Origin of the sequence: Methanosalsum zhilinae DSM 4017 (assembly GCF_000217995.1) — an archaeon.
Lineage (GTDB): Archaea > Halobacteriota > Methanosarcinia > Methanosarcinales > Methanosarcinaceae > Methanosalsum > Methanosalsum zhilinae.
On record NC_015676.1, the window covers coordinates 992,464 to 1,012,567 of the forward strand.

18 protein-coding genes and 1 tRNA gene are annotated in these 20,104 nt (G+C 36.2%); 9 read left to right on the forward strand and 10 right to left on the reverse strand.

Features of this window, described 5'->3' with window-relative positions:
* Position 1: 1 nt before the first annotated feature.
* Positions 2–74: transfer RNA gene (locus MZHIL_RS04625), tRNA-Gln, on the reverse strand.
* 310 nt (positions 75–384) lie between these two features.
* On the opposite strand from MZHIL_RS04625, the gene MZHIL_RS10745 reads away from it, so the two are divergent.
* Positions 385–2,238, forward strand: coding sequence for a DUF7507 domain-containing protein (locus tag MZHIL_RS10745; RefSeq protein ID WP_013898212.1), 1,854 nt, complete (start codon positions 385–387; stop codon positions 2,236–2,238).
* A 76-nt stretch (positions 2,239–2,314) separates the two neighbouring features.
* Here the strand turns inward: MZHIL_RS10745 and hypF are convergent, their stop codons facing one another.
* From hypF to MZHIL_RS04650, 4 genes are read right to left on the reverse strand one after another with little or no spacing between them, the layout of a single operon-like run.
* Complete coding sequence (hypF, locus tag MZHIL_RS04635) at positions 2,315–4,621, reverse strand: carbamoyltransferase HypF (RefSeq protein ID WP_245527566.1); 2,307 nt, start codon at positions 4,619–4,621, stop codon at positions 2,315–2,317.
* A gap of 5 nt (positions 4,622–4,626) precedes the next feature.
* A complete protein-coding gene (locus tag MZHIL_RS04640) occupies positions 4,627–5,133 on the reverse strand; it encodes a hydrogenase maturation protease (protein ID WP_013898214.1) in 507 nt (168 codons plus the stop codon).
* Positions 5,134–5,190: 57 nt separating this feature from the next.
* On the reverse strand, positions 5,191–6,981 hold the full coding sequence (locus MZHIL_RS04645) for a nickel-dependent hydrogenase large subunit (protein ID WP_013898215.1): 1,791 nt from the start codon (positions 6,979–6,981) through the stop codon (positions 5,191–5,193).
* Positions 6,982–6,983: 2 nt separating this feature from the next.
* A complete protein-coding gene (locus MZHIL_RS04650) occupies positions 6,984–8,045 on the reverse strand; it encodes a hydrogenase small subunit (RefSeq protein WP_013898216.1) in 1,062 nt (353 codons plus the stop codon).
* 136 nt (positions 8,046–8,181) lie between these two features.
* On the opposite strand from MZHIL_RS04650, the gene MZHIL_RS04655 reads away from it, so the two are divergent.
* The 5 genes from MZHIL_RS04655 (at position 8,182) to hypE (ending at position 11,710) form a co-directional block, all read left to right on the forward strand.
* A complete protein-coding gene (locus tag MZHIL_RS04655) occupies positions 8,182–8,412 on the forward strand; it encodes a HypC/HybG/HupF family hydrogenase formation chaperone (RefSeq protein WP_013898217.1) in 231 nt (76 codons plus the stop codon).
* A gap of 4 nt (positions 8,413–8,416) precedes the next feature.
* Complete coding sequence (hypD, locus tag MZHIL_RS04660; RefSeq protein ID WP_013898218.1) at positions 8,417–9,508, forward strand: hydrogenase formation protein HypD; 1,092 nt, start codon at positions 8,417–8,419, stop codon at positions 9,506–9,508.
* A 16-nt stretch (positions 9,509–9,524) separates the two neighbouring features.
* Positions 9,525–9,878, forward strand: a complete 354-nt coding sequence (locus MZHIL_RS04665) for a hydrogenase/urease maturation nickel metallochaperone HypA (RefSeq protein ID WP_048815479.1) — start codon at positions 9,525–9,527, stop codon at positions 9,876–9,878.
* Between the two features lie 20 nt (positions 9,879–9,898).
* Complete coding sequence (hypB, locus tag MZHIL_RS04670; protein ID WP_157209635.1) at positions 9,899–10,552, forward strand: hydrogenase nickel incorporation protein HypB; 654 nt, start codon at positions 9,899–9,901, stop codon at positions 10,550–10,552.
* A gap of 108 nt (positions 10,553–10,660) precedes the next feature.
* Entirely contained in the window at positions 10,661–11,710 is a 1,050-nt protein-coding gene (hypE, locus tag MZHIL_RS04675) for a hydrogenase expression/formation protein HypE (protein WP_013898221.1), read from the forward strand.
* A 94-nt stretch (positions 11,711–11,804) separates the two neighbouring features.
* On the opposite strand, the gene MZHIL_RS10295 is transcribed toward hypE, so the two are convergent.
* The gene (locus tag MZHIL_RS10295) at positions 11,805–12,497 is read right to left on the reverse strand and encodes a PKD domain-containing protein (protein ID WP_013898222.1); all 693 of its coding nucleotides are present in this window, start codon (positions 12,495–12,497) and stop codon (positions 11,805–11,807) included.
* Positions 12,498–12,620: 123 nt separating this feature from the next.
* Here MZHIL_RS10295 and MZHIL_RS04685 point away from each other — a divergent pair, with 123 nt between their 5' ends.
* On the forward strand, positions 12,621–12,854 hold the full coding sequence (locus MZHIL_RS04685; RefSeq protein WP_013898223.1) for a PspC domain-containing protein: 234 nt from the start codon (positions 12,621–12,623) through the stop codon (positions 12,852–12,854).
* A 122-nt stretch (positions 12,855–12,976) separates the two neighbouring features.
* On the opposite strand, the gene MZHIL_RS04690 is transcribed toward MZHIL_RS04685, so the two are convergent.
* Together MZHIL_RS04690 and MZHIL_RS04695 are read right to left on the reverse strand one after the other, a co-directional pair.
* Positions 12,977–13,375, reverse strand: coding sequence for a hypothetical protein (locus MZHIL_RS04690; protein WP_013898224.1), 399 nt, complete (start codon positions 13,373–13,375; stop codon positions 12,977–12,979).
* A 73-nt stretch (positions 13,376–13,448) separates the two neighbouring features.
* Complete coding sequence (locus tag MZHIL_RS04695; protein WP_013898225.1) at positions 13,449–13,790, reverse strand: DUF2551 domain-containing protein; 342 nt, start codon at positions 13,788–13,790, stop codon at positions 13,449–13,451.
* 191 nt (positions 13,791–13,981) lie between these two features.
* Between MZHIL_RS04695 and MZHIL_RS04700 the strand changes: the two genes are divergently transcribed.
* Positions 13,982–14,494 carry a hypothetical protein gene (locus MZHIL_RS04700; RefSeq protein ID WP_013898226.1) on the forward strand — a complete coding sequence of 171 codons (513 nt, stop codon included), beginning with the start codon at positions 13,982–13,984 and terminating at the stop codon, positions 14,492–14,494.
* Positions 14,495–15,812: 1,318 nt separating this feature from the next.
* Here MZHIL_RS04700 and MZHIL_RS04705 read toward each other — a convergent pair.
* Positions 15,813–16,421: a superoxide dismutase gene (locus tag MZHIL_RS04705; protein WP_013898227.1), complete on the reverse strand. Its 609-nt coding sequence runs from the start codon at positions 16,419–16,421 to the stop codon at positions 15,813–15,815.
* 413 nt (positions 16,422–16,834) lie between these two features.
* On the opposite strand from MZHIL_RS04705, the gene MZHIL_RS04710 reads away from it, so the two are divergent.
* Positions 16,835–17,965, forward strand: a complete 1,131-nt coding sequence (locus MZHIL_RS04710; protein WP_013898228.1) for an S-layer protein domain-containing protein — start codon at positions 16,835–16,837, stop codon at positions 17,963–17,965.
* A 93-nt stretch (positions 17,966–18,058) separates the two neighbouring features.
* On the opposite strand, the gene MZHIL_RS04715 is transcribed toward MZHIL_RS04710, so the two are convergent.
* On the reverse strand, positions 18,059–20,089 hold the full coding sequence (locus MZHIL_RS04715; protein WP_216580001.1) for a cation:proton antiporter: 2,031 nt from the start codon (positions 20,087–20,089) through the stop codon (positions 18,059–18,061).
* Between the last annotated feature and the right edge of the window lie 15 nt (positions 20,090–20,104).

Genomic DNA, 20,104 nt, shown 5'->3' on the forward strand with positions numbered 1-20,104 from the left:
ATAGCCCGGCACGGATTCGAACCGTGGTTGCAGGATCCAGAGTCCCGCATGATTGACCGCTACACTACCGGGCTTCATTGAACAGACCTTCTAATGTAAAAATAAGATATTAAGTTATCGGTTTTCATCTGATCTTTCCAATCTTGCTGAAGTAAATATTGAATTATTGCTACAGTCTCTGTTTTTAATCAATATGTTTTTTGTACAATCCAGTTGTGACAATTAATGCTCTGAAAGCAGACTTTGAATTTGCTTCAGCTAAATTTAAAAGTTAGAACCAGGATACCGGTTTTTATTTTCACAATCTAATTAAATCCCAATAACAAATTATGATTATAAGATAACTTATAATATAAATTAAATTACCTGTTAGGAGTTGGGGAAATGAATAGAATTCTGATAGCTGCATCTTTGATCTTAACTTTGTTGATATTAACTGTGCCAGCAAGTGCTGATACAGTTGTAAATTTAACTAAGTCAAACAATCCTATATTTGATGGTAATATCGATATTGGTGTAATTTACAATGGAACAACGAAAACAATATCAGTACAATATATCAGTGATAATACAACCTACAATCCACTTGGAATAGATATGTTTTTTTACAACCTGGATAATGATGTCCAGAATGTAAGTGAAGCTGGATGGAATCGTGTAGGTCCAAAACCCGCTACAGTGGCCGGATTTGGGTGGTTTGAAAGTGGTAAATATCAAAATCCGGGGGGTAGTGGCGGAATTACATCACCGATCATCTTTACACTCGAAAATACTTTTGGGGTAATTCCAGAAAATGATGAAAATAACACGTTTGCTGTACACATAAGATTTTCTGATGGCCAAAGTGCATTTGTTACAGACGGAACTGTTGAGGTTGTAGATGACGATGATTCATCCATCAGTATTGAAAAACTGACCAATGGCGAAGATGGTCCCGTTCTTCTTGCAGGTTCTCCTGTTGAATGGACCTATAATGTGACAAATACCGGTAATGTTACTCTTACCAACATCAGTGTCATAGATAGTGAAGGCGTCATTGTTATCTGCCCCAAAGATACTCTTATTCCTGGAGAGTATATGATCTGTACTGCAAATGGTACTGCTATTGAAGGATTCTACAATAACACCGGTTATGTATATGGTGAGTATAATGGATTTACAGTAACTGCCAGTGATACAAGCAGCTATATTGGAGTAAATGCATCCATCAGTATTGAAAAACTGACCAATGGCGAAGATGGTCCCGTTCTTCTTGCAGGTTCTCCTGTTGAATGGACCTATAATGTGACAAATACCGGTAATGTTACTCTTACCAACATCAGTGTCATAGATAGTGAAGGCGTCATTGTTATCTGCCCCAAAGATACTCTTATTCCTGGAGAGTATATGATCTGTACTGCAAATGGTACTGCTATTGAAGGATTCTACAATAACACCGGTTATGTATATGGTGAGTATAATGGGCTTATAGTAAATTCCAGTGATACAAGCAGCTATACCGGAGTAAATGCATCCATTAGTATTGAAAAACTGACTAATGGCGAAGATGATCCCGTTCTTCTTGCAGGTTCTCCTGTTGAATGGACCTATAATGTGACAAATACCGGTAATGTTACTCTTACCAACATCAGTGTCATAGATAGTGAAGGTGTCATTGTTATCTGCCCCAAAGATACTCTTATTCCTGGAGAGTATATGATCTGTACTGCAAATGGTACTGCTATTGAAGGATTCTACAATAACACCGGTTATGTATATGGTGAGTATAATGGGCTTATAGTAAATTCCAGTGATACAAGTAGCTATACCGGAGTAAATGCATCCATTAGTATTGAAAAACTGATAAATGGCGAGGATGCAAATGAACCGCCGGGTCCGGTAATCCATCTGGGCAACACTGTTGTGTGGACATTCAATGTGACAAATACCGGGACTGTTAAGCTGACAAACATAACAGTAGTTGATGACAAACTTGGTCTTATCTGTGAAATTGATGAACTAAAGCCAGGGGAATCAAAGGTATGCACCGTAACAGGTCAGGCATCTGCCAAATCACAGATGAATATTGCCACGGTAACCGGATGGTATGAGGATATGATGGTCATGGATGATGACCCTGCTCATTACTTTGGATATAGAGGAGGAATAAGTATTGATGCTCCAACAGCTACAGGTATAATCACTGTTATGTTTGTTGGGCTTTTCATCCTGTTCTACATGAAGAGAGAGAAATATTAAGGGTGATGGGCAATTAATTATACTGCCCATTTTTATTTTTTAAGCTTAAAGATGAAATGAACTGTTTTTGAATAATTTACTCCTTTGCTCTAATCCCTGCAACAACAGCCTGTCCCAGGGAAATTCCGCCATCACCACATGGGATATTTCTGTGAAGGATTAGGTCAAGGTCTGAATCTTTTATATTTGCGGCAATCTTGCTTACTATATGACCATTGTATGCTACACCCCCAGTTAGCCCAACAACATCCATCTTTTTTTTCTTTGCACAGGAAACGGCAAGTTTTGCAATACCACAGGCAAGTGCATCTTCCACTGCATAGGCCAGATCATTTGCTGAGTACCTGTCAGATATGCAATACAGATCATAAAGCAGCTGTGCTGTATCCATGACTCCTTTTTTGCACACAAAAGGAAGTTCTATATTGAGGTTACTTTTTCTTGCAGCAGATTCAAGTTTCATGGCAGGTTCACCTTGATATCTACGGTACTGACAGATTCCAAGAAGTGCAGCTGCAGCATCCAGCACCCTGCCTGCACTGCTTGTATGGACCACATTTATACCTCTCTCTAGCTGACTCAATACAATGCTACGCTCCTTTTCACCATATTTTAAATAAAATGGGATGTTTTCAAGCTCTCTCTCTTCCAGCATACCATGCAGAATGCCAAACAGCATTCTGGATGGATAGTATACAGCAAGATCACCTCCAGCCATTGGCTGCTCCATAAGATGTGCAGCTCTACTGTACTCTGAATAGGTGGATTCCAGTATTTCTCCACCCCATACATTGCCGTTATCCCCATATCCTGAGCCATCCAGAGCAATTCCCACAATTCTGGCATCTGCCTCTAAATCATTGTCTGCCATCAACGATACAATGTGTGCATGATGATGCTGTACAGGTGTAGCCAGACCACTGCACTTTTCCAGGGCAAACTGGGTGGAGTTAAATCCTGGATTCATATCATGGCCCCAGTAAACAGGTCTGATTCCTGTTAGATTTTCAAGCTTTGTGATGACCTCTTCATGGAACTTAGTTGTCTGAAGATGCTTCATATTTCCAACATGCTGGGAAAGATAGGCTTTATCGTCTTTTACAAGAGCTATTGTTGTATCAGATTCTGCACCTACTCCGATGGAAGATTCTAGATAAAAAGGAAGTTTTACAGCTTTTGGAACATATCCCCTTGATCGACGTATAAAAGCTGGTTCTGAATTGACAAAACGGACTACAGAATCATCTATCCTGTTAACAATGGTATAATTGTGTAATAAGAAGTAGTCTGCGATTTCATTTAGATGATTCAGAGCAGCCCTGTTATCAATTATTACAGGATATCCTGGAGTGTTTGCAGATGTCATTACAAACACTGAAGCTCTGGTGCTATTAAATAGGAGATGGTGCACTCCTGAATATGGTAGCATAATTCCTACATTATGCAACTCTGGTGAAATCAGGGAAGATAGTGGGAATTTGTTCTTTTTATCAACTACCACAACAGGATTTTTCCTGCTGGACATGAAATTAATTTCCTGTGGGCTTATATTTGCAATAGATGAAGCTGCCTCAAGATCTTTTGCCATAACTGCAAAGGGCTTGACAGGACGCATTAGGGCTTTTCGCAATACTCTGATAGGCTGATCCTGTGAAGCATCACATAAAAGATGAAAACCTCCATAGCCTTTCAAAGCAATGATGCTACCATCATCAATTAATTCTGCTCCCAGTCTTATAGCTTCACCTTTTTCTGCTATTGTCTTCCCAGAATTGTCAACAAGCGAATAATCTGGCCCGCATTCAGGGCAACATATGGTCTGGGAATTGAATCGTCGATCGCATGGATTGGTGTATTCAGTATTGCAAATATTACAGAGAACAAAATCACTCATGCTGGTACTTTTTCTGTCAAATGGAAAAGATCTAAGTATTGAGTACCTTGGCCCACAGCTTGTACATCCAGTGAATGGATAATTATATCTTCTATTTTCTAGCTCAAAAATGTCCAGAATGCAGTGTTGGCAGATTGCTGTGTCCGGTGCAATAATCGAGCCATGGCCTGCTTCTGTTTTGCTTTCAAGGATAAGAAAATCAGTAAAACCTGAATGTTTACATGATGTTGCTATAATTCTTTCAATTTGTGAAGGCTCAGGCTTTTTTTTTACAAGATCAGATAAAAATTGATTTATATTTTCTCTGGTCCCTTCAACAACAATTTCGACGCAACTACCAAGATTCATTACGTATCCACATAATCTGTTATTCTTTGCGCAGTGATATACAAATGGGCGAAAACCAACTCCCTGTACTACTCCATTGACAATAATTTTCCTGCACAATATTTTTTGCTCTGGATATGGCATGTAATTATTCCTATTCATACATTCTATTCAAAAATTTGTGTGTTTTCTTCTATTTTCATCTCTTCTATTATAAGTGGGATAATTCTATCTACAGCTTCAAGAACTTTCGAAGAAATTTGAGAAGATAGTTCATTGGTATTTTCTCCAACCTCAATCCCAAATACAACTATTTCAGGAAGTTTCTGGATATAGCTACCAGCAAGCAAAACATCTGATAGTGATATTTCATGCATTGAGAATGCAGGATTCGGGTCATGGTTAGTTTTAAGCAGTTCACTACCATCAATACGAATAATTGATCCCTTTTCTGAACCGGTAATTACAGAATCAATAATTATTACTTTATCTGCATTTTTTATCATGTTTAAAAGGCCTAAATTACATATACCAATATCTTCAATCTTTACGTTTTCAAGACACTCATAACTTAAAGATTGAAGTTTTTTAATTACCCTGGATCCAATTCCATCATCACCCATGAGAGTATTCCCACAGCCAAATATGCATATAGACCCTTTTGAAACAGACATACTTAAAGCTCCAAAAATAATAATCTGTATCAATACTCACAATATTCAATATTTACATCATGAAATTCTTATGTTTGCTGGAGATTTCTTGCCAGTAAGATCAATTGTCTGGACTGCACAGGAGATACATGGATCATACGATCTGCCTGTATGAAGAATACCTGTGGGATTATCAAAACATGGACCTAAAAAATTCTCAACTGCAGATATGCAGGAATTCTCAAGTGCCTGTTCTAAAGGACCGGGTATGCCTCTGCTGTCCCTTGGACTCAAATTCCAGGTGGTTGGAGAATCCACCTGATAATTAACTACCTTTGCATCATTTCCAGTTACTATCCAGTGACCAAGAGATCCACGTCCTGCTTCCCACAGCCCCATTCCCCTGGAATCTTTCGCATCATCCATGTCAATATTAACATTGTACCTTCCATTCAAATCAAGGTCCACATTAATCCATTTATCCAGCTCACTGATAATGATCATCAACTCATGAAGACGTGCCAGAACACGTGTAAAGGTATTAAATGGAGAATAACCATTTTCCAGGAACATTTTAGCCAGGCCTTTTATTAATGGCTCTTCCATTACAAGTAAACGGGATTGTGGTCCAACTTCACAGGGAATTCCATCATATCTTGGGGCTTTGGAAAAAGTATATTCTTTTTTTGAAAAATCATTATAATCGATTGTATCCGGATCACTGTATGGTTCGGTAACCCCTCTGAATGGATTTCTGTAATTTTCATCATCATCTTTATAAAAAGAATGTGATACATTTTCCCCTATCTTATTGACATCAAATTTTTCATTACTGAGTGTTCCTTTCACAATACCTGCATTCTGGAATCTGTCTTTCTGGGGATTTTCTGGATCATAACCTTCATGGTCCACGTTATAATAACCTCCATAGGACAGAAAGTTTATCTGGGACAGATCGCTGTATCCACCAATTTTGTCCAGCCTGAAACTCACCGGGTTACCAAGAATCTGTTCACCTATGAGTTCAGAACAGAATACAGAATATAGTTCCAGGTCACCCCATCCACGGTAATCTGTTGAATTGCTGCTACTGTGGAATTTCTCTGTAAGTTGCTCCAGGTGCTCAAGGAAAAAGCTAATTGCCTTTGATGATGATGGCGCTCTGTATGTATTATCTAGCCATTCCTGAAATGTCATACTGGTTGTGTGGGTATTGAAAAATTTATTCACATCAGCAATTATAGATGATACCTTATTGACTTTAGATTGTTCGGGCTTAGCAGTAAGACCTCCTGGATAATTCACTACCTGGTGTGGCATTTTCCCCCCAAGTATACCACCTGCTTCGTGGAGGCTCCTGTTAAGAGAAAGTATATCAAGATAAGTTCTTCCGGGTTCAACAGTAACCCCTCTGAAACTATAATTTATAGGAGCAAACCTTTTTAGAAGCTCCTTCCACATCACGACTCCAGTATTGCTGAACTCTGTTAATATATCCCTGTAAGAAGGATTTAGAAGATCTGGAGTCCACATAATATAGGTATGAAGTGCATTATTGGCAACAGTTTCCATTGCCTGAAGAATGTTTCTCATAACAAGAGCATCTTTTGGAACTGATTCCGCAACACCAAATAGATCATCCAGTGCACTGCTGGATGCAATTGAATGGGCTACAGGACATGCACCACATATACGTTGAGATAGAAGAGCTGCATCCCTTGGATCCTCATACTGGAATATGCGCTCGAATCCTCTAAAATCCATGTTCGAAACTCTGGCTGTGGTTATTGTTCCCTGTTCGCTTACCTCAGTATCCAGCCGAACACCGCCTCCAATACGTGTTAATGGATCAATTGTTACTCGTACCATTTTCAGTTCCTTTTCTTTTTTCTTCCATGAATTGTATAAACCGGCCTTGCACTGTCAGGAAAATCGGGCTCTACACAGGCCACACAGGGAGAACCGGCCTGTGGACAGTAGTTGTTTCTGTTGTTCCATTTACGAAGGGAGCAATCAGCATGTGCGGAAGGGCCTTTACATCCCAGTTTCAGAAGGCATTTCTCTTCGCCTATACATTCACTGAAATCTTTTCTTTTGAATGATTCGATATGTGGACAATCATCATGAACTGTGTATTCTGGTGGAAAAAAAACTTTTGGCCTTCCATATTCATCAAGAACTTTTTTCAGATCATCAGGTATTTTCACATTACCAGATACAAGTGCACCGAGTGTAAACAGCATCCAGTCGGGATGGGGTGGACATCCTGGAATATTTATTACCGGTTTATCTATTCCCAATTCATTCATCATACCCTTTGATCTATCTTTTAGTGTAAAATCTATACCTCTAAAGTCAAGCAGGTCAACAATATCACTTCTGGCACAGCTTATTCCTCCATATGTAGCACACATTCCCACTGCTATTATAACACTACAATTTCTTGCAGCTTTTTCAAATAGTTCTTTAGATGTAAGCCCTCCTATCATACAGTATTTTCCAGTGCCATGGGGCCCATTTGCTATGGATCCCTCTACTACAAGGATATAGCCATTATTTTCTGTTATTTCATCAAGTAATTTCAGTGAATTAAATTCTGCTGTGTTTGCCTTTTTATTGTTGACAAATATTCCCTGCTGCATGAGAAAAGCTTCATGATATGAAATATCTATTTTCAAATTCTGCAGAGCCTGGAAAAATTCTGGATGTGCACCATCTATTAGAGATTCAGAGCATCCAATACACTGAATGGTCTGGATCCAGATTACTTTTGTTCTTTCAAGTTCCAGCTTATTTTCACTATCTAGATTAAAGTTTTCCAGGAGTTCAAAGTCGCCGGTAGATTCCATTGATTCCAGGTGCCTGTGCCAGTCAAGTTTAAGAATGTCAACATTATTAATTTCAGTATACTGAGATGATTTGTCACTTCTCACAATATATTCCCCACAGCCAGACAGTACTATGGTTTAATAGTTTATTTTTCTATTGTTCAAGATTTGTAAACAATATTCTTACCTGGAAATTTGAAGTTCAATATAACTTAAATATTAATAGTTCATCTTTTATAATATGTGTATTGCCATACCAGGCAAAATTATATCGATTGTAGATGAAACCACAGCTATTGCTGATATTGGGGGAATTAGCAGAAGTATCAAGCTTGATCTTGTGGGAAAAGCAGATGAATCATTTATTGGAAGATATGCTCTTATTCATGCAGGATATGCTATTTCTATGATCTCTGATAATGAAGCTGAACAAACTCTGGAAATAATTGAAAAACTTGTAAACCTGAGTTGATGTAATGGCAGAATCTGAAAAAAAGCTCATTTCTGCAATCAATGAACAACCCTCTCCGCTTAACATAATGCATGTATGCGGAACCCACGAGCGTACAATATCGAAATATGGACTTCGCAGTGTTATATCCTCAGATATTAATCTACTCAGTGGACCAGGGTGTCCTGTATGTATAACACCTGAAAGAGATATTGACTTTGTAATATCAGTGGCAAAATCTGGTGTTTCAGTGGCATCCTTTGGAGATATGCTAAAAGTTGCAGGTAGCAAAGGAAGTTTAATGGATGCAAGGTCTGATGGAGCTGATATACATACAGTGTACAGTATAGATGATGCCATAAAAATTGCAGAAAACTGTCCTGATAATGAACTGGTCTTTTTTGGAATAGGTTTTGAAACCACAGCCCCTACCACTGCAGCTGCGATCCTGCGAGGCCTTCCAGAAAATTTTAGCATATTCACATCTCATAAGCTTATACCGCCTGCAATGGAGCATCTTACAACAAGTTCAGATATTGACGGATTTCTGGCACCGGGTCATGTATCAACTATTATTGGAATTGAGCCCTACAAACCAATTGTAAAAAAAGGTTTTCCAGTAGTTGTTGCAGGTTTTGAAGCAGTTGATGTACTAATGGGTGTATTTATGGTCCAGCAACAGAACAAATATGGCATATCAGAAATGGAAAATGCATATCCAAGGTGTGTTGATAATAAGGGAAACACAAAAGCGCAGGAGATAATGTATGAGGTTTTTAAAAAAAGCGATGGTTTCTGGCGGGGCTTTGGGACCATCAAAAATTCCGCTCTTACATTAAAACGTAAATTCAGAAGCGTTGATGCTTCGTTTTTGCATGCAGATATTTATGACGAAATCTATACAAACTCATCGCCTGAAGAAACGGATCATTGCATGTGCGCTGATATAATCACTGCCAGGGCGCGGCCCGATCAGTGCCCGTATTTTGCGAAAAAGTGTACACCCTCAAATCCAGCTGGTCCATGTATGGTTAGTATTGAAGGAACATGCTATAACTGGTACAGATATAATTCAGCAGGAGGAGACACAAATACACGAATCTTTACTGGCACATGAGATAGTTGAATCTATTATGGCTGTAGCACATGAAAACGCTGCAATTGAGATCGTGTCCATTAAGATTGGAATTGGTAGACTTACACACGTAAATCCGGATCAGCTACTATTTTGCCTTCAAATATTGACCAGAAATAGTATTGCTGGAGAAGCTGAATTTGAATTTGAATTTATCTCTCCTACTGGCAGATGTGTATGTGGTTATAAAAATGAAATTGAGCCAGAAAATTCTGATGAAAAATGCGATTTCAATGGTTATAATCAACCTGTACATGAGTATATTGGAATGACCTGTCCGCATTGTAGCCGGGCTATTGAACTTGCCGGGGGAAATGATCTTATCATACAGAGTATTGAAATAGAAAAGTGAGGATGTGGGAATTGATGCTGATGCATGTCATAAATATTGGTCATGATATATTAGAAGCAAACAGCAGGCTTGCAAATAAGAATAGGAATCTGCTTAATGCAAATAATATTTTTGCCCTGAATATAATGGGAGCAATAGGGTCTGGAAAAACAACACTAATCGAGGAAGCTATAAAGCAGCTTAAGGATTGTTTTGAAATAGCAGTTATTGCCGGAGACATTGTAGCAGAAATTGATGCTGCCAGATTTGAGAAGCTGGATGTGAAGGTTGTTCCGGTAAATACTGGAAGGGAATGCCATCTTGATGCAAAACTTATAGAGAAGTCACTAGAACAGATTGATCTGAAAAATACAGATCTGCTTTTTATTGAAAACGTAGGTAATTTGATATGTCCTGTAGATTATATGCTGGGTAAACATGTACGTGTGGTAATTGTCAGTGTCAGTGAGGGAGATGATATTGTGCAGAAACATCCCATGATATTCAGAAATTCAAACCTTGCATTGATAAATAAGACTGATATTGCAGAAGCTGTATCATCCAGTCTTCTGAAAATGAAAGAAGATGTGCACAAAATAAACCCTGGTATTCCTGTGGTTCTGACTTCAAGTCGGGATATGCAAAGTATTCATCAGTGGATTGAATATATAAAATCTGGACTGGATGCTAAATGAATTTAAATCTGCCTGGAAATTTCTACGTTTTTATTAAGGAATTATCATTTTTTTATGATCAGCACTATTTATAGATAGAATATGCAATGATATTGGATACTGGTAACTATGCAGGACAGAAAAATCATAACAATGGAACATGGTGCCGGCGGTGAACTCATGCAGGCATTGATTAAAAACACTGTGCTCAAAAACTTTTCTAATAAAACAGCAGGAAGGGTCGGGCTTGATCAGCTTGATGATGGTGCAACCATAACCTTTGACCAAACTGAAATGACCGGAGAAATTGTGGTAACCACCGATTCTTATGTGATTAAACCTCCGGTGTTTCCAGATTCAGATATTGGAAGACTTTCAGTATCCGGCACTATTAATGATCTTGCAGTTATGGGTGCTACTCCACTTGCACTCACCTGTGCACTTATACTACCAGATGGATTTAAAGTTGAACTGCTGGAGAGAATTATAAAGTCAATGAACACGGCTGCAGAAGAGGTAAATGTACCCATTGTAACCGGTGATACAAAAACTATTGAAAAAAGGGGTCTTGACTCAATAATAGTCAATACTACAGGTATAGGGTTTGCAAATACTATTATTCAGGATAGTGGTCTACAGGCAGGCGATTCAATAATAATCAATGGCTTTATTGCAGATCATGGAATGGCTCTTCTGCTGCATAGAGAAAAACTTGATTTGAGTGCAGAACTGATTTCCGATGCTGCACCCCTGTGGAATATGATAGAATCAATACTTTCAATAAAAGGGCCTGATGGAAAGCCTGTTGTTACAGCAATGAAAGATCCAACCCGCGGGGGAATTGCAGGAACTTTGAATGAAATGGCAAAGAAAAGTGGCAATGGTATAATAATTGAAGAGAATGCTATACCTGTCAGAAGTTCTGTATTTTCTGCCTGCGAAATGCTGGGGATTGATCCCCTTGAAGTTGCAAATGAGGGAAAGGTAATAATTGGTGTCAAATCGAATTATACAGAGCAAATTCTTTCAGTACTTAAAAAACATGAGTACGGGATAAATTCGGCGGTTATAGGCAAAGTAACTGGAGATCATAAAGGGAAAGTATTGCTAAAGACAAAGATTGGTAGCCTGCGCTATGTAAATATCCCCTCCGGTGAACTGATTCCCCGCATATGCTAAAAATGATTGCTGAAAATTATTTAATATATTTTTCATTAAAAAAATAAAAAAATAATGCAAGTTAGATGTTTTAAGTCAAGTACCAGTGTATACTTTATTTCTCATTTATTCTCTTAACCAGGCTTGCAATTACCAGTAAGCCTGCAATAGCAAATATTAACCCAAATCCAGGAGCTGGTGCAGGATCGTCATCTGGATGTCCAACAGTGATAAATTCTTCTGTAGAATCTTCTCCAACTTCATTGCTTACTGTCAATGTAACCGTATAAGCACCTGGCAATTCGTAGGTGTGTGTTGGATTAACTTCTGTTGAAGTTTGACCATCACCAAAATCCCAGTGGTATTCAACTGCATTATCTGAATTGTCTGTGAAGGATACTTCAAGCGGTGCTATACCACTTGTTGGATTGGCAGTAAAGTCTGCAACAGGCGGTACATCATAATCCACTTCGGCTTCTACAATCACAGTCCCCCGCATTCCTGGATGATAAATGCATACATAATCATAGGTTCCAGGTTCGGTGAAGGTGTAATTGAAACTGTCTCCCTGATCCAGGTCTCCAGAATCAAATTCATCAGCTGTAACTGTGTGTCTTACTGTATCCATGTTAGTCCAGACAACAGTGTCATTTACATGGGCAATTATCTCAGATGGATCATAATCAAATCCCTGGATTAGAACTTCAAATTCACGTGGTTCTGAATCCTGACTGGCAACTGAATGCATCCCAAAAAGGGATAATGCTATCAGTATAACTAAAATTCTTAAAATATTACCTTTTATCATAATATTCCCCCAAAATAATATATAACTGGCTCATACTAATAGATATTGATAGAAAAAATATAAATGAGGGGCGGACCAATTTTATATTGTAAATTATCTATCATTTTTGGGAGAGTGCTTTGGATGAATAATGATGAAACATCAATAAATGAAAATAAGCCTAAAAAGCTTACCAGAAGTAAAGAAGATCGCATGATAGCAGGAGTATGTGGTGGAATTGCAAATTATTTTGATGTTGATTCCACACTTGTGAGAATACTCTACGTGATTTTTACACTTGTCACTGCTGTTGGTGTTGGAATATTGCTTTATATAGTACTTGCTCTTGTGATACCTGAAGAAGATATTGAGCAATAACGATGGAAGAAAATTCTGGATACAAACATCCAAATGAAGCAGAATTTGTTCAGATCAAATTGATGTGCTTTAAAGGATAAAAAACGGTAAAATGAACAAAATTTGTAAGAACGAATTTGTTCTTACAGTTCCCCTTTATTTCCAAGTACTGCAGTCCACCACCAGTTAGCCATGTCCATTAGGTCCTTACTGAACTGTCCAGATAATCTATACTCTTCATTTTTATTAGTAATAAGGCCTGCCCCAAGCAATTTATTCCTCATTGCATAAAATGAAGCTCTTCCAACACCCAGTTCTTCCATGACCTGTTTCCATTCGCTGGTTTTAATGGGTTCACCACTGTTCTGGCGTTCTTCAATCATGGAAAGAAACTGCTTCCCTCTAAGGGCAGTTTTTTCTTCCTGGAACAATCTACGCATCAATGTATAGAAAGGATCCTTTGAATGTGTGATCCTTGAATTTGCATCAGATCTCACAATCAATGTTGTAGAAGTTCTCGGTGCGTTTTTTATAGTGGTCATGGGAGCTGTTATTTATTGTACACTATTATAGAGGTACTACTATAGAAATTTTACAGGTTGAGAGTGGGTATTATCAGGTTGAAGTTGCAGATGTAGTTTCACTGTTTTTATCCACTCTGTTAAGTACATTTGTTATAAGATCGATATAGTCTTCTTTGAGAGTATATACTATAGGTGTTTTATACGACTCTTTATGTGCACTTAAAATTCCCAGTTTTGAGTGGATATAACCCACCATAGACGCCACCGCACTTCTTGAAGTATCATATTTTTTTGTTATGGCCTGATGTAGGTCGTCTACGGTTACTTTCTTGTTATTCAGGAAAATTGATAAAATATAACTTCGAAGCCCGCTAACATCTAATTCAATGAATTTTTGCAACCTTCGCTTTATTTTAGATCGAATCGATTCCATTGTGCTGCCTCCCTAATATTTAGCACATTTATAACTATTACATTAAAGTATATATAAGTTACTAAATTTATTGGTTAAGATTTATCAGGATCTATACCTATAACAAAGATTAACCAGGTATAAATCCAGAAGTTAATTTTATGAAAGGATATATGCAGTAAACATGATCATAATGGTACGGTGACGGTTGCATGAAATGTGAGTATGATATAGAAACGAATATTCTAAATATAGATGGAAATTTGCTCGAACCCTGCAGTCTGGATGAAAATGAAACCGGGTCATGCATATCTTGCAGCAATAAGCTAATCAGCATCAGTTATCATCAGATGGATAATCCGGATATCGGCAAGGCCAATATTGTAGTTTCAGAGTGTGACGGCTGCAGATCGATTTTTGCGAGTTTACATGATGGAGATTGGAACTGGATTGATGATATTCAGGTATCAGATCATCTTGAAAGCACCCCTCTCCAGAAGATCACACCTCTAAATGAACACTCAAAAAAAGAATCCTCATTAAAAGAGTCTGTCAGAATCGAAGATATTCCTGAAGAAAAATTGCGCGCTGTATTTTCTCCAAAAGAGCTTGAAGCAATATATGCAAAGTACAATGGAAATCACTGTGTAAGACAATACTTATACCGGGCAAGAAAAAAATATTCAAAATTCAAAAAGTTGTTTGGAATTGAACTGAACATCTAACTCCTGATTTATGCTCCAGGTTTGTATTGTGTTATTCTCAGTTTTATGATATATTGTAATTATATGTATGTTAACTCTCAAAAAAATATATTATTTATGTAAAATTTTATTAGATTAATAATATGATTAATATATTTTTATATTTATAATCAGTTATAAATTATATAATATATATTAAGCAAATATTATATTTATTTATTAATATTATGTAATAATATATTATTACACAAATTATATCTAAATAATGTCACTATATATTATTACGATTATATTAATAAATTTATGTACCATGTATTATATTATACTAATAATTGAAATATTTATATAAATGTAGAGAAATTATTAATTACTATTCAATTTGGTTTTAAAATTTTCTTGATGGGAATTTTTATGAGAAATACGATTAGAATAAAGTGTTAAGAATTTGATGTCCTATTTTTTCTTATTTCAAAATTATTTCCAAATTAACATTAAACTCTATATTCATACATCATATGTGAATGAATCTATAGTATTGACTTAAATCTACTGTTTTACCAACTCGCTCATTACATAGTATATATGAATATGGTACTCTTTACCGACTACCTCCCTATGTAGTGTAAAAAATATGCCAGAAACGTATATTTGGATATTTTCACAAACGTGTTCATATATCCTATATGAACATATATTGAAGCTGTATCTGGATTGACTCTGCAGACGAGACCAAAGATCTTCCTGGAAAATATATATGTATAAAAAATAGCTGAAATTAAATATGTTAGTATTTTTATATAATATAATTTGACATAAATAGTGTATGGGTACTAACTAAAATATGGCATTATAAATATACACTTATAATAATAATTTTCGCTAAAATTCAAAAACTTATAGGAAAAATTTAAAGATATATAATAATATATGGTATAATATATTATTTTTACTCTATAATAAATTCTCGCATTATATTACCAAATGTATATATTAAATATTAATTTTTTAGAATATACATGTTTAAAAATAAATACTAAACTATATAATATATTACACTAAGATATATATTTTTAAATATATAATCACAGATTAACAATTTATAAACTGTTTTAATTAATATATTTGTTAAGTTATAATTATCTTAATAAACTTATTTAATTTATTTACCCACTGACCATTCAGCTTATTTTTGATGAATGAATCAAAAAAAGTGAGACTTCTGTCTACATATTCATCTATCAAGCACTGATTAATAAAAATAAAAAGAAAGTGGAAAGGGATATATTTGGCCGATAGCCTGGTTTGATTTTATTTCAGTCTAAATCAAATATACTCAAGATTAAAGATATTTTTTGAAATGTTTGTCGAGTTCTTCCCAGTTAATTATATTCCAGAATCCATCTACAAACTTTGCCTTTTCATTTCTGTAGTCTATATAATAGGCATGTTCCCACATATCCAGAACCATAATTATCGGGTAGTCCGGATACACGTTAACATTGTGTTTTTCAATCTGTATCGGTGAGAGTCGGTGAGTATCTCCGCAATAGGTTAGTGCTGCCCAGCCAGATCCTTCCACAGTTAATGCCACCTGGGAAAATTCTTTTTTGAACCTTTCAAAACTTCCAAAATCCTTCTTTATCTGCTCCAGAAGTTCTCCTACAGGTTCTTCACCTGCTTTCTCGGCTGGCATCATCTCCCACCAGAAATAATCATGCAGTACATTACCGCCTGCATTAAAAGATGCAGCTTTTGTAGCTGCTTTGTAATCATAATCTTTTCCTTCTTCCCTTGCCTTTTCCACCATTTTGATGATGGAATTCAGATTATCTACATATGATTGGTGATGCTTATCATGATGCAACCTTAGCTGTTCTTCGGATATGTATGGTTCCAGTTCATCGTATCCGTATGCCAGAGGTGGTAATTTATAGTATTCTTTTGCCATATTTCTCCCCAACTTTATCTTTATTTTATATAGTCTATATTCACATTTACATTAAAATCCAAACTATGATCAAGAACCCCTGTTTATAAACACTGTTTTAAACCTGGGTTGCAATCATTTAGATTTTATAATAGATCTCAAATATTCGCAGTTACAAAAACTGTAACCTATCTGTACCTATCAGGCTACCTGTCAAATTTACCCCATAAGTGTAAACCACTTATCTATGGATATCATTTCTGCTTCAAAATTATATAAATTTATGTGTACTGAATTTTGAAGAAGTATATGTGCATTAAACTATAAGGAATTACTTTCTCTGGCAGATCATGTTTATTATTCAAAAAAAGGGGATATAAACATCAATTTCTATTTAGATTCAATATTTTTGAAAGAATGATGAGGATTAATTTATGAAAATAAAATGTAACATAAAAATTATTATTTTCACTGTTGTTCTATTAATTTTTGTTTCGAGCTGTTACGCAGAATATAATGGCCAGATTAAATCTTCAGATGAGATGCCAATAGAATGGAATAGCAGTGAATGTTGGACCGTTCTTAATTTAGAGCAAAATAAAGAAATTCTTAAAATACAAAATCTAAATGGTGATGGTGATAAAAATATTACAGAAGATAACCTAACTTATGAAGTTAGATTGTACGAAGTAAATTTCACAGCACCTGGAGCAGACATCTATTATATAATCCCGTGGTTTGGAAAAGAATATGTTGCTATTGAGGATAATCCCGGTAAAATGAGTTCAATTATATTTCAACAAAAAGAAAATGATAAAAAAAGATTAACTGAAAATCAGTTGTGGGATTTAGATAACGGATATAGTTTAAAATTTCAGTCCAGTCCTGATGGCAGTACAGCATTTGTAACTCTCTATCGAAATGAAAGTGAATTAATATCTGGTGTGGCCAACTATGCTAATAATATGACTTTTATTGGCAAAGAAAATATAGCAGGAATTGATGGTGCAATCTTTTTTGTCACACATATAGATTCAGTATTTGGCTCTGTTAATGACCGCACTGCGATAATTAAACATACATGGCTTTTAGATATTTGCAATGTTACAGAGATTGAAGAAGGAAATGCGTTTGGAAGCTTAAAAGTCCAAAATATATCAGGTAATTCAATAAATTTATCAAACTTTGAAGAAATTAATTTAATTGCCAATGATAAGAAATATTTTACAGATGATTGGTATTTTGAAACTTTTTCGTCTGGTAATAGCTGGCTGATTCGTCCAGGTAAGGATAATACTGAAGAAGAATCTGCAGATAATAATGAGTCCAAATCGATAGAAGATCTAAATATATCTCTAATGGATGATTTAGATGAAAGTGAAGCTAATTTTTCAACTACTTTCAAGGAGTTTACAGATGAAAATCTGAATAATTCTAACTTAGAAACTAATGGTAAAGATGTTTATGTAGAAGAAATACAAAATGTGGCTTCACTTCCAGGTTTCACATCTATAGTATCTATTTTCGCATTAATTAGTATAACTTTCATGCGAAAAAGACAGTGATATGTAAATTTTTATTTTTTTTATTTTTTAGACTGTTATTTACATTTATATTGAGTTTTTACTCTAAAGATCAATAATAAGACATAATCCAAATCATTTAATATCAAAGTATTTCAAGTGATCTGTAGCATCTTCAGTTCCTGGGTAAGCTATTATTAGGTTTCCTTTAAAGAAGGAAGTGATCTTGACTGGTAGTTTCTGGGAGGAGGGGTGCCATCCGGGTGTATTGCGCCTGGCGCTTACATATATAATCAGCTCATCCCTGCCTTCATTTTTATGCAGACTATTCAGCAATTTAGCCCGGCTTTCCACCATTTCAAATTGGGTCGGTATATCTGGTTTAATTGAACTGAACGTCTTCTCATATTTGTCAGCCTGATCCCCAACTGCCTTTACAACTGTTTTTGCGCCAGTCTCCTCTGCAATTCTTTTGATAGTTCGGATTGTCTGGGATATACCTGGATTATGATCTATTCCATAGGGCATTATGATGGTTATTCTTTTGGTGTTGCACAGGGGATTTTCAAGATGAGAAACCAGGGTCAATTTATCTGTTTTTTCAAGAACTTGATCAATTATTGAGCCTATTATCCCCTCTTTGACCGAGTGTGTTCCATCCCATCCAATAATAGTGGTGTTTATTCTATTTTCCTGCACTGCTCTTATTATTCCAGAGGCTATGTTGTAATTGAGCCTTACCTGGGTGTTTATCATTGTTTCAGCAGACGCAGCATATTTTTTAGCTTCTTCGAGCGCTTTTTCAGCTTCGATTATTTTCATACCAGGATCAGGCCCAATCTTGATCACACAAAGAGCATTCAGTGGTTCTTCTGAGCGTTTATTTTTTATTATCATTGCAAGGTCAAGTAAAAATTCTTTATAAATTGATTGTGATGAGAATGGAACCAGTATTCTCTGTGGCATTTCACTGGCTTCATGTACAATTTTGTCTCCCATTGATACCTTATTTCCATACTTTTCTACTATCGTGGGGCTGATGATTCCTATTACAAGTATCATCGCAACTACACTATTGATCATCATCTGATCCAGAATGCCTGCATCATATCCAATCAATACAATTGCAAGTGCAGCAGCTGCCTGGCCTGTGGATAGTCCAAAAATGCTCAAAATCTGGTTGATGTCGTATCTATAGACTACTCCTGTAATCCAGGATGCAATAAACTTTGTTATAAGTAAAAGTGTTATCAACCAGAATGCTATGGTAAGTTCATGAATTCCTTGTAAAAAGATCCTGGCATCAACAAGCATTCCTACAGAGAGGAGGAAGAATGGAATGAAAAAAGAATTTCCTATAAACTCAATTCTATTCATCAAAGGTCCGGTTTTTGGGATTAATCTATTAAGGACAAGGCCTGAAAAAAATGCACCAATAATTGCTTCAACGCCTGCAACCTCCGCAAGATAAGCACAGATAAAAAGAATTGTCATTACATATAGGAATTCGAAATAACTCTCATCTGTAAGGTTGCTGAAAAACCATCTTGAGATACGCGGGACAATGGTCCAGACACCAATAAAGAATATAGCCAGCCCAACTCCAAGCTGCAGCCAGAATGATGTTCCAATATCTGCTTCTGTGGATGTCAGGACAACTGCCAGAACCAGCAGTGCAAGAGTATCAGTGATTATAGTTCCTCCAACAGCTGCCGTAATTGCCTCATTTTTTACAATTCCAAGTTTTTTGATGACAGGATATGCAAGGAGAGTGTGAGATGCGAAAATAGCTGCAAAAAGAAGCGCTGCAGGAACTGTGAGACCTATAACATATATCCCTACAAGAGTACCTGCGATCTGTGGGATAAGAAATGAAAGTGAACCAAAAACCAGACTTCGATCAATTTTTTCTATAAACTTATTGACATTGATTTCCAGACCTGCAAGAAACATCAGATAAATTAATCCTATTTCCCCCAGCAGTATAATCGTTTCATTCCTATCAAGTATATTCAATGCGTTTGGTCCTATAATTGCACCAACAATGATTATTCCAACAATCCCTGGAAGTCTATAATATTTGAAAATAAGAGGTGTAACTAGAAACACAAGCATTGCCATTGCAAAGATCAATGCAGGATTGGTTATCGGAAAGCTGGATAGCATACTACTGGTGTCCTG

Excerpts from the sequence above, each read along its gene's own strand:
- MZHIL_RS04645 (WP_013898215.1), bottom strand. The coding sequence starts at position 6,981 with ATGGTACGAGTAACAATTGATCCATTAACACGTATTGGAGGCGGTGTT.
- MZHIL_RS04640 (WP_013898214.1), bottom strand. The coding sequence starts at position 5,133 with ATGTCTGTTTCAAAAGGGTCTATATGCATATTTGGCTGTGGGAATACT.
- MZHIL_RS04655 (WP_013898217.1), top strand. The coding sequence starts at position 8,182 with ATGTGTATTGCCATACCAGGCAAAATTATATCGATTGTAGATGAAACC.
- MZHIL_RS04700 (WP_013898226.1), top strand. The coding sequence starts at position 13,982 with ATGAAATGTGAGTATGATATAGAAACGAATATTCTAAATATAGATGGA.
- MZHIL_RS04685 (WP_013898223.1), top strand. The coding sequence starts at position 12,621 with ATGAATAATGATGAAACATCAATAAATGAAAATAAGCCTAAAAAGCTT.
- MZHIL_RS04705 (WP_013898227.1), bottom strand. The coding sequence starts at position 16,421 with ATGGCAAAAGAATACTATAAATTACCACCTCTGGCATACGGATACGAT.
- hypF (WP_245527566.1), bottom strand. The coding sequence starts at position 4,621 with ATGAATAGGAATAATTACATGCCATATCCAGAGCAAAAAATATTGTGC.
- MZHIL_RS04695 (WP_013898225.1), bottom strand. The coding sequence starts at position 13,790 with ATGGAATCGATTCGATCTAAAATAAAGCGAAGGTTGCAAAAATTCATT.
- MZHIL_RS04715 (WP_216580001.1), bottom strand. The coding sequence starts at position 20,089 with ATGCTATCCAGCTTTCCGATAACCAATCCTGCATTGATCTTTGCAATG.
- hypD (WP_013898218.1), top strand. The coding sequence starts at position 8,417 with ATGGCAGAATCTGAAAAAAAGCTCATTTCTGCAATCAATGAACAACCC.
- MZHIL_RS10745 (WP_013898212.1), top strand. The coding sequence starts at position 385 with ATGAATAGAATTCTGATAGCTGCATCTTTGATCTTAACTTTGTTGATA.
- hypE (WP_013898221.1), top strand. The coding sequence starts at position 10,661 with ATGCAGGACAGAAAAATCATAACAATGGAACATGGTGCCGGCGGTGAA.
- MZHIL_RS10295 (WP_013898222.1), bottom strand. The coding sequence starts at position 12,497 with ATGATAAAAGGTAATATTTTAAGAATTTTAGTTATACTGATAGCATTA.
- MZHIL_RS04710 (WP_013898228.1), top strand. The coding sequence starts at position 16,835 with ATGAAAATAAAATGTAACATAAAAATTATTATTTTCACTGTTGTTCTA.
- hypB (WP_157209635.1), top strand. The coding sequence starts at position 9,899 with ATGCATGTCATAAATATTGGTCATGATATATTAGAAGCAAACAGCAGG.
- MZHIL_RS04665 (WP_048815479.1), top strand. The coding sequence starts at position 9,525 with ATGGCTGTAGCACATGAAAACGCTGCAATTGAGATCGTGTCCATTAAG.
- MZHIL_RS04690 (WP_013898224.1), bottom strand. The coding sequence starts at position 13,375 with ATGACCACTATAAAAAACGCACCGAGAACTTCTACAACATTGATTGTG.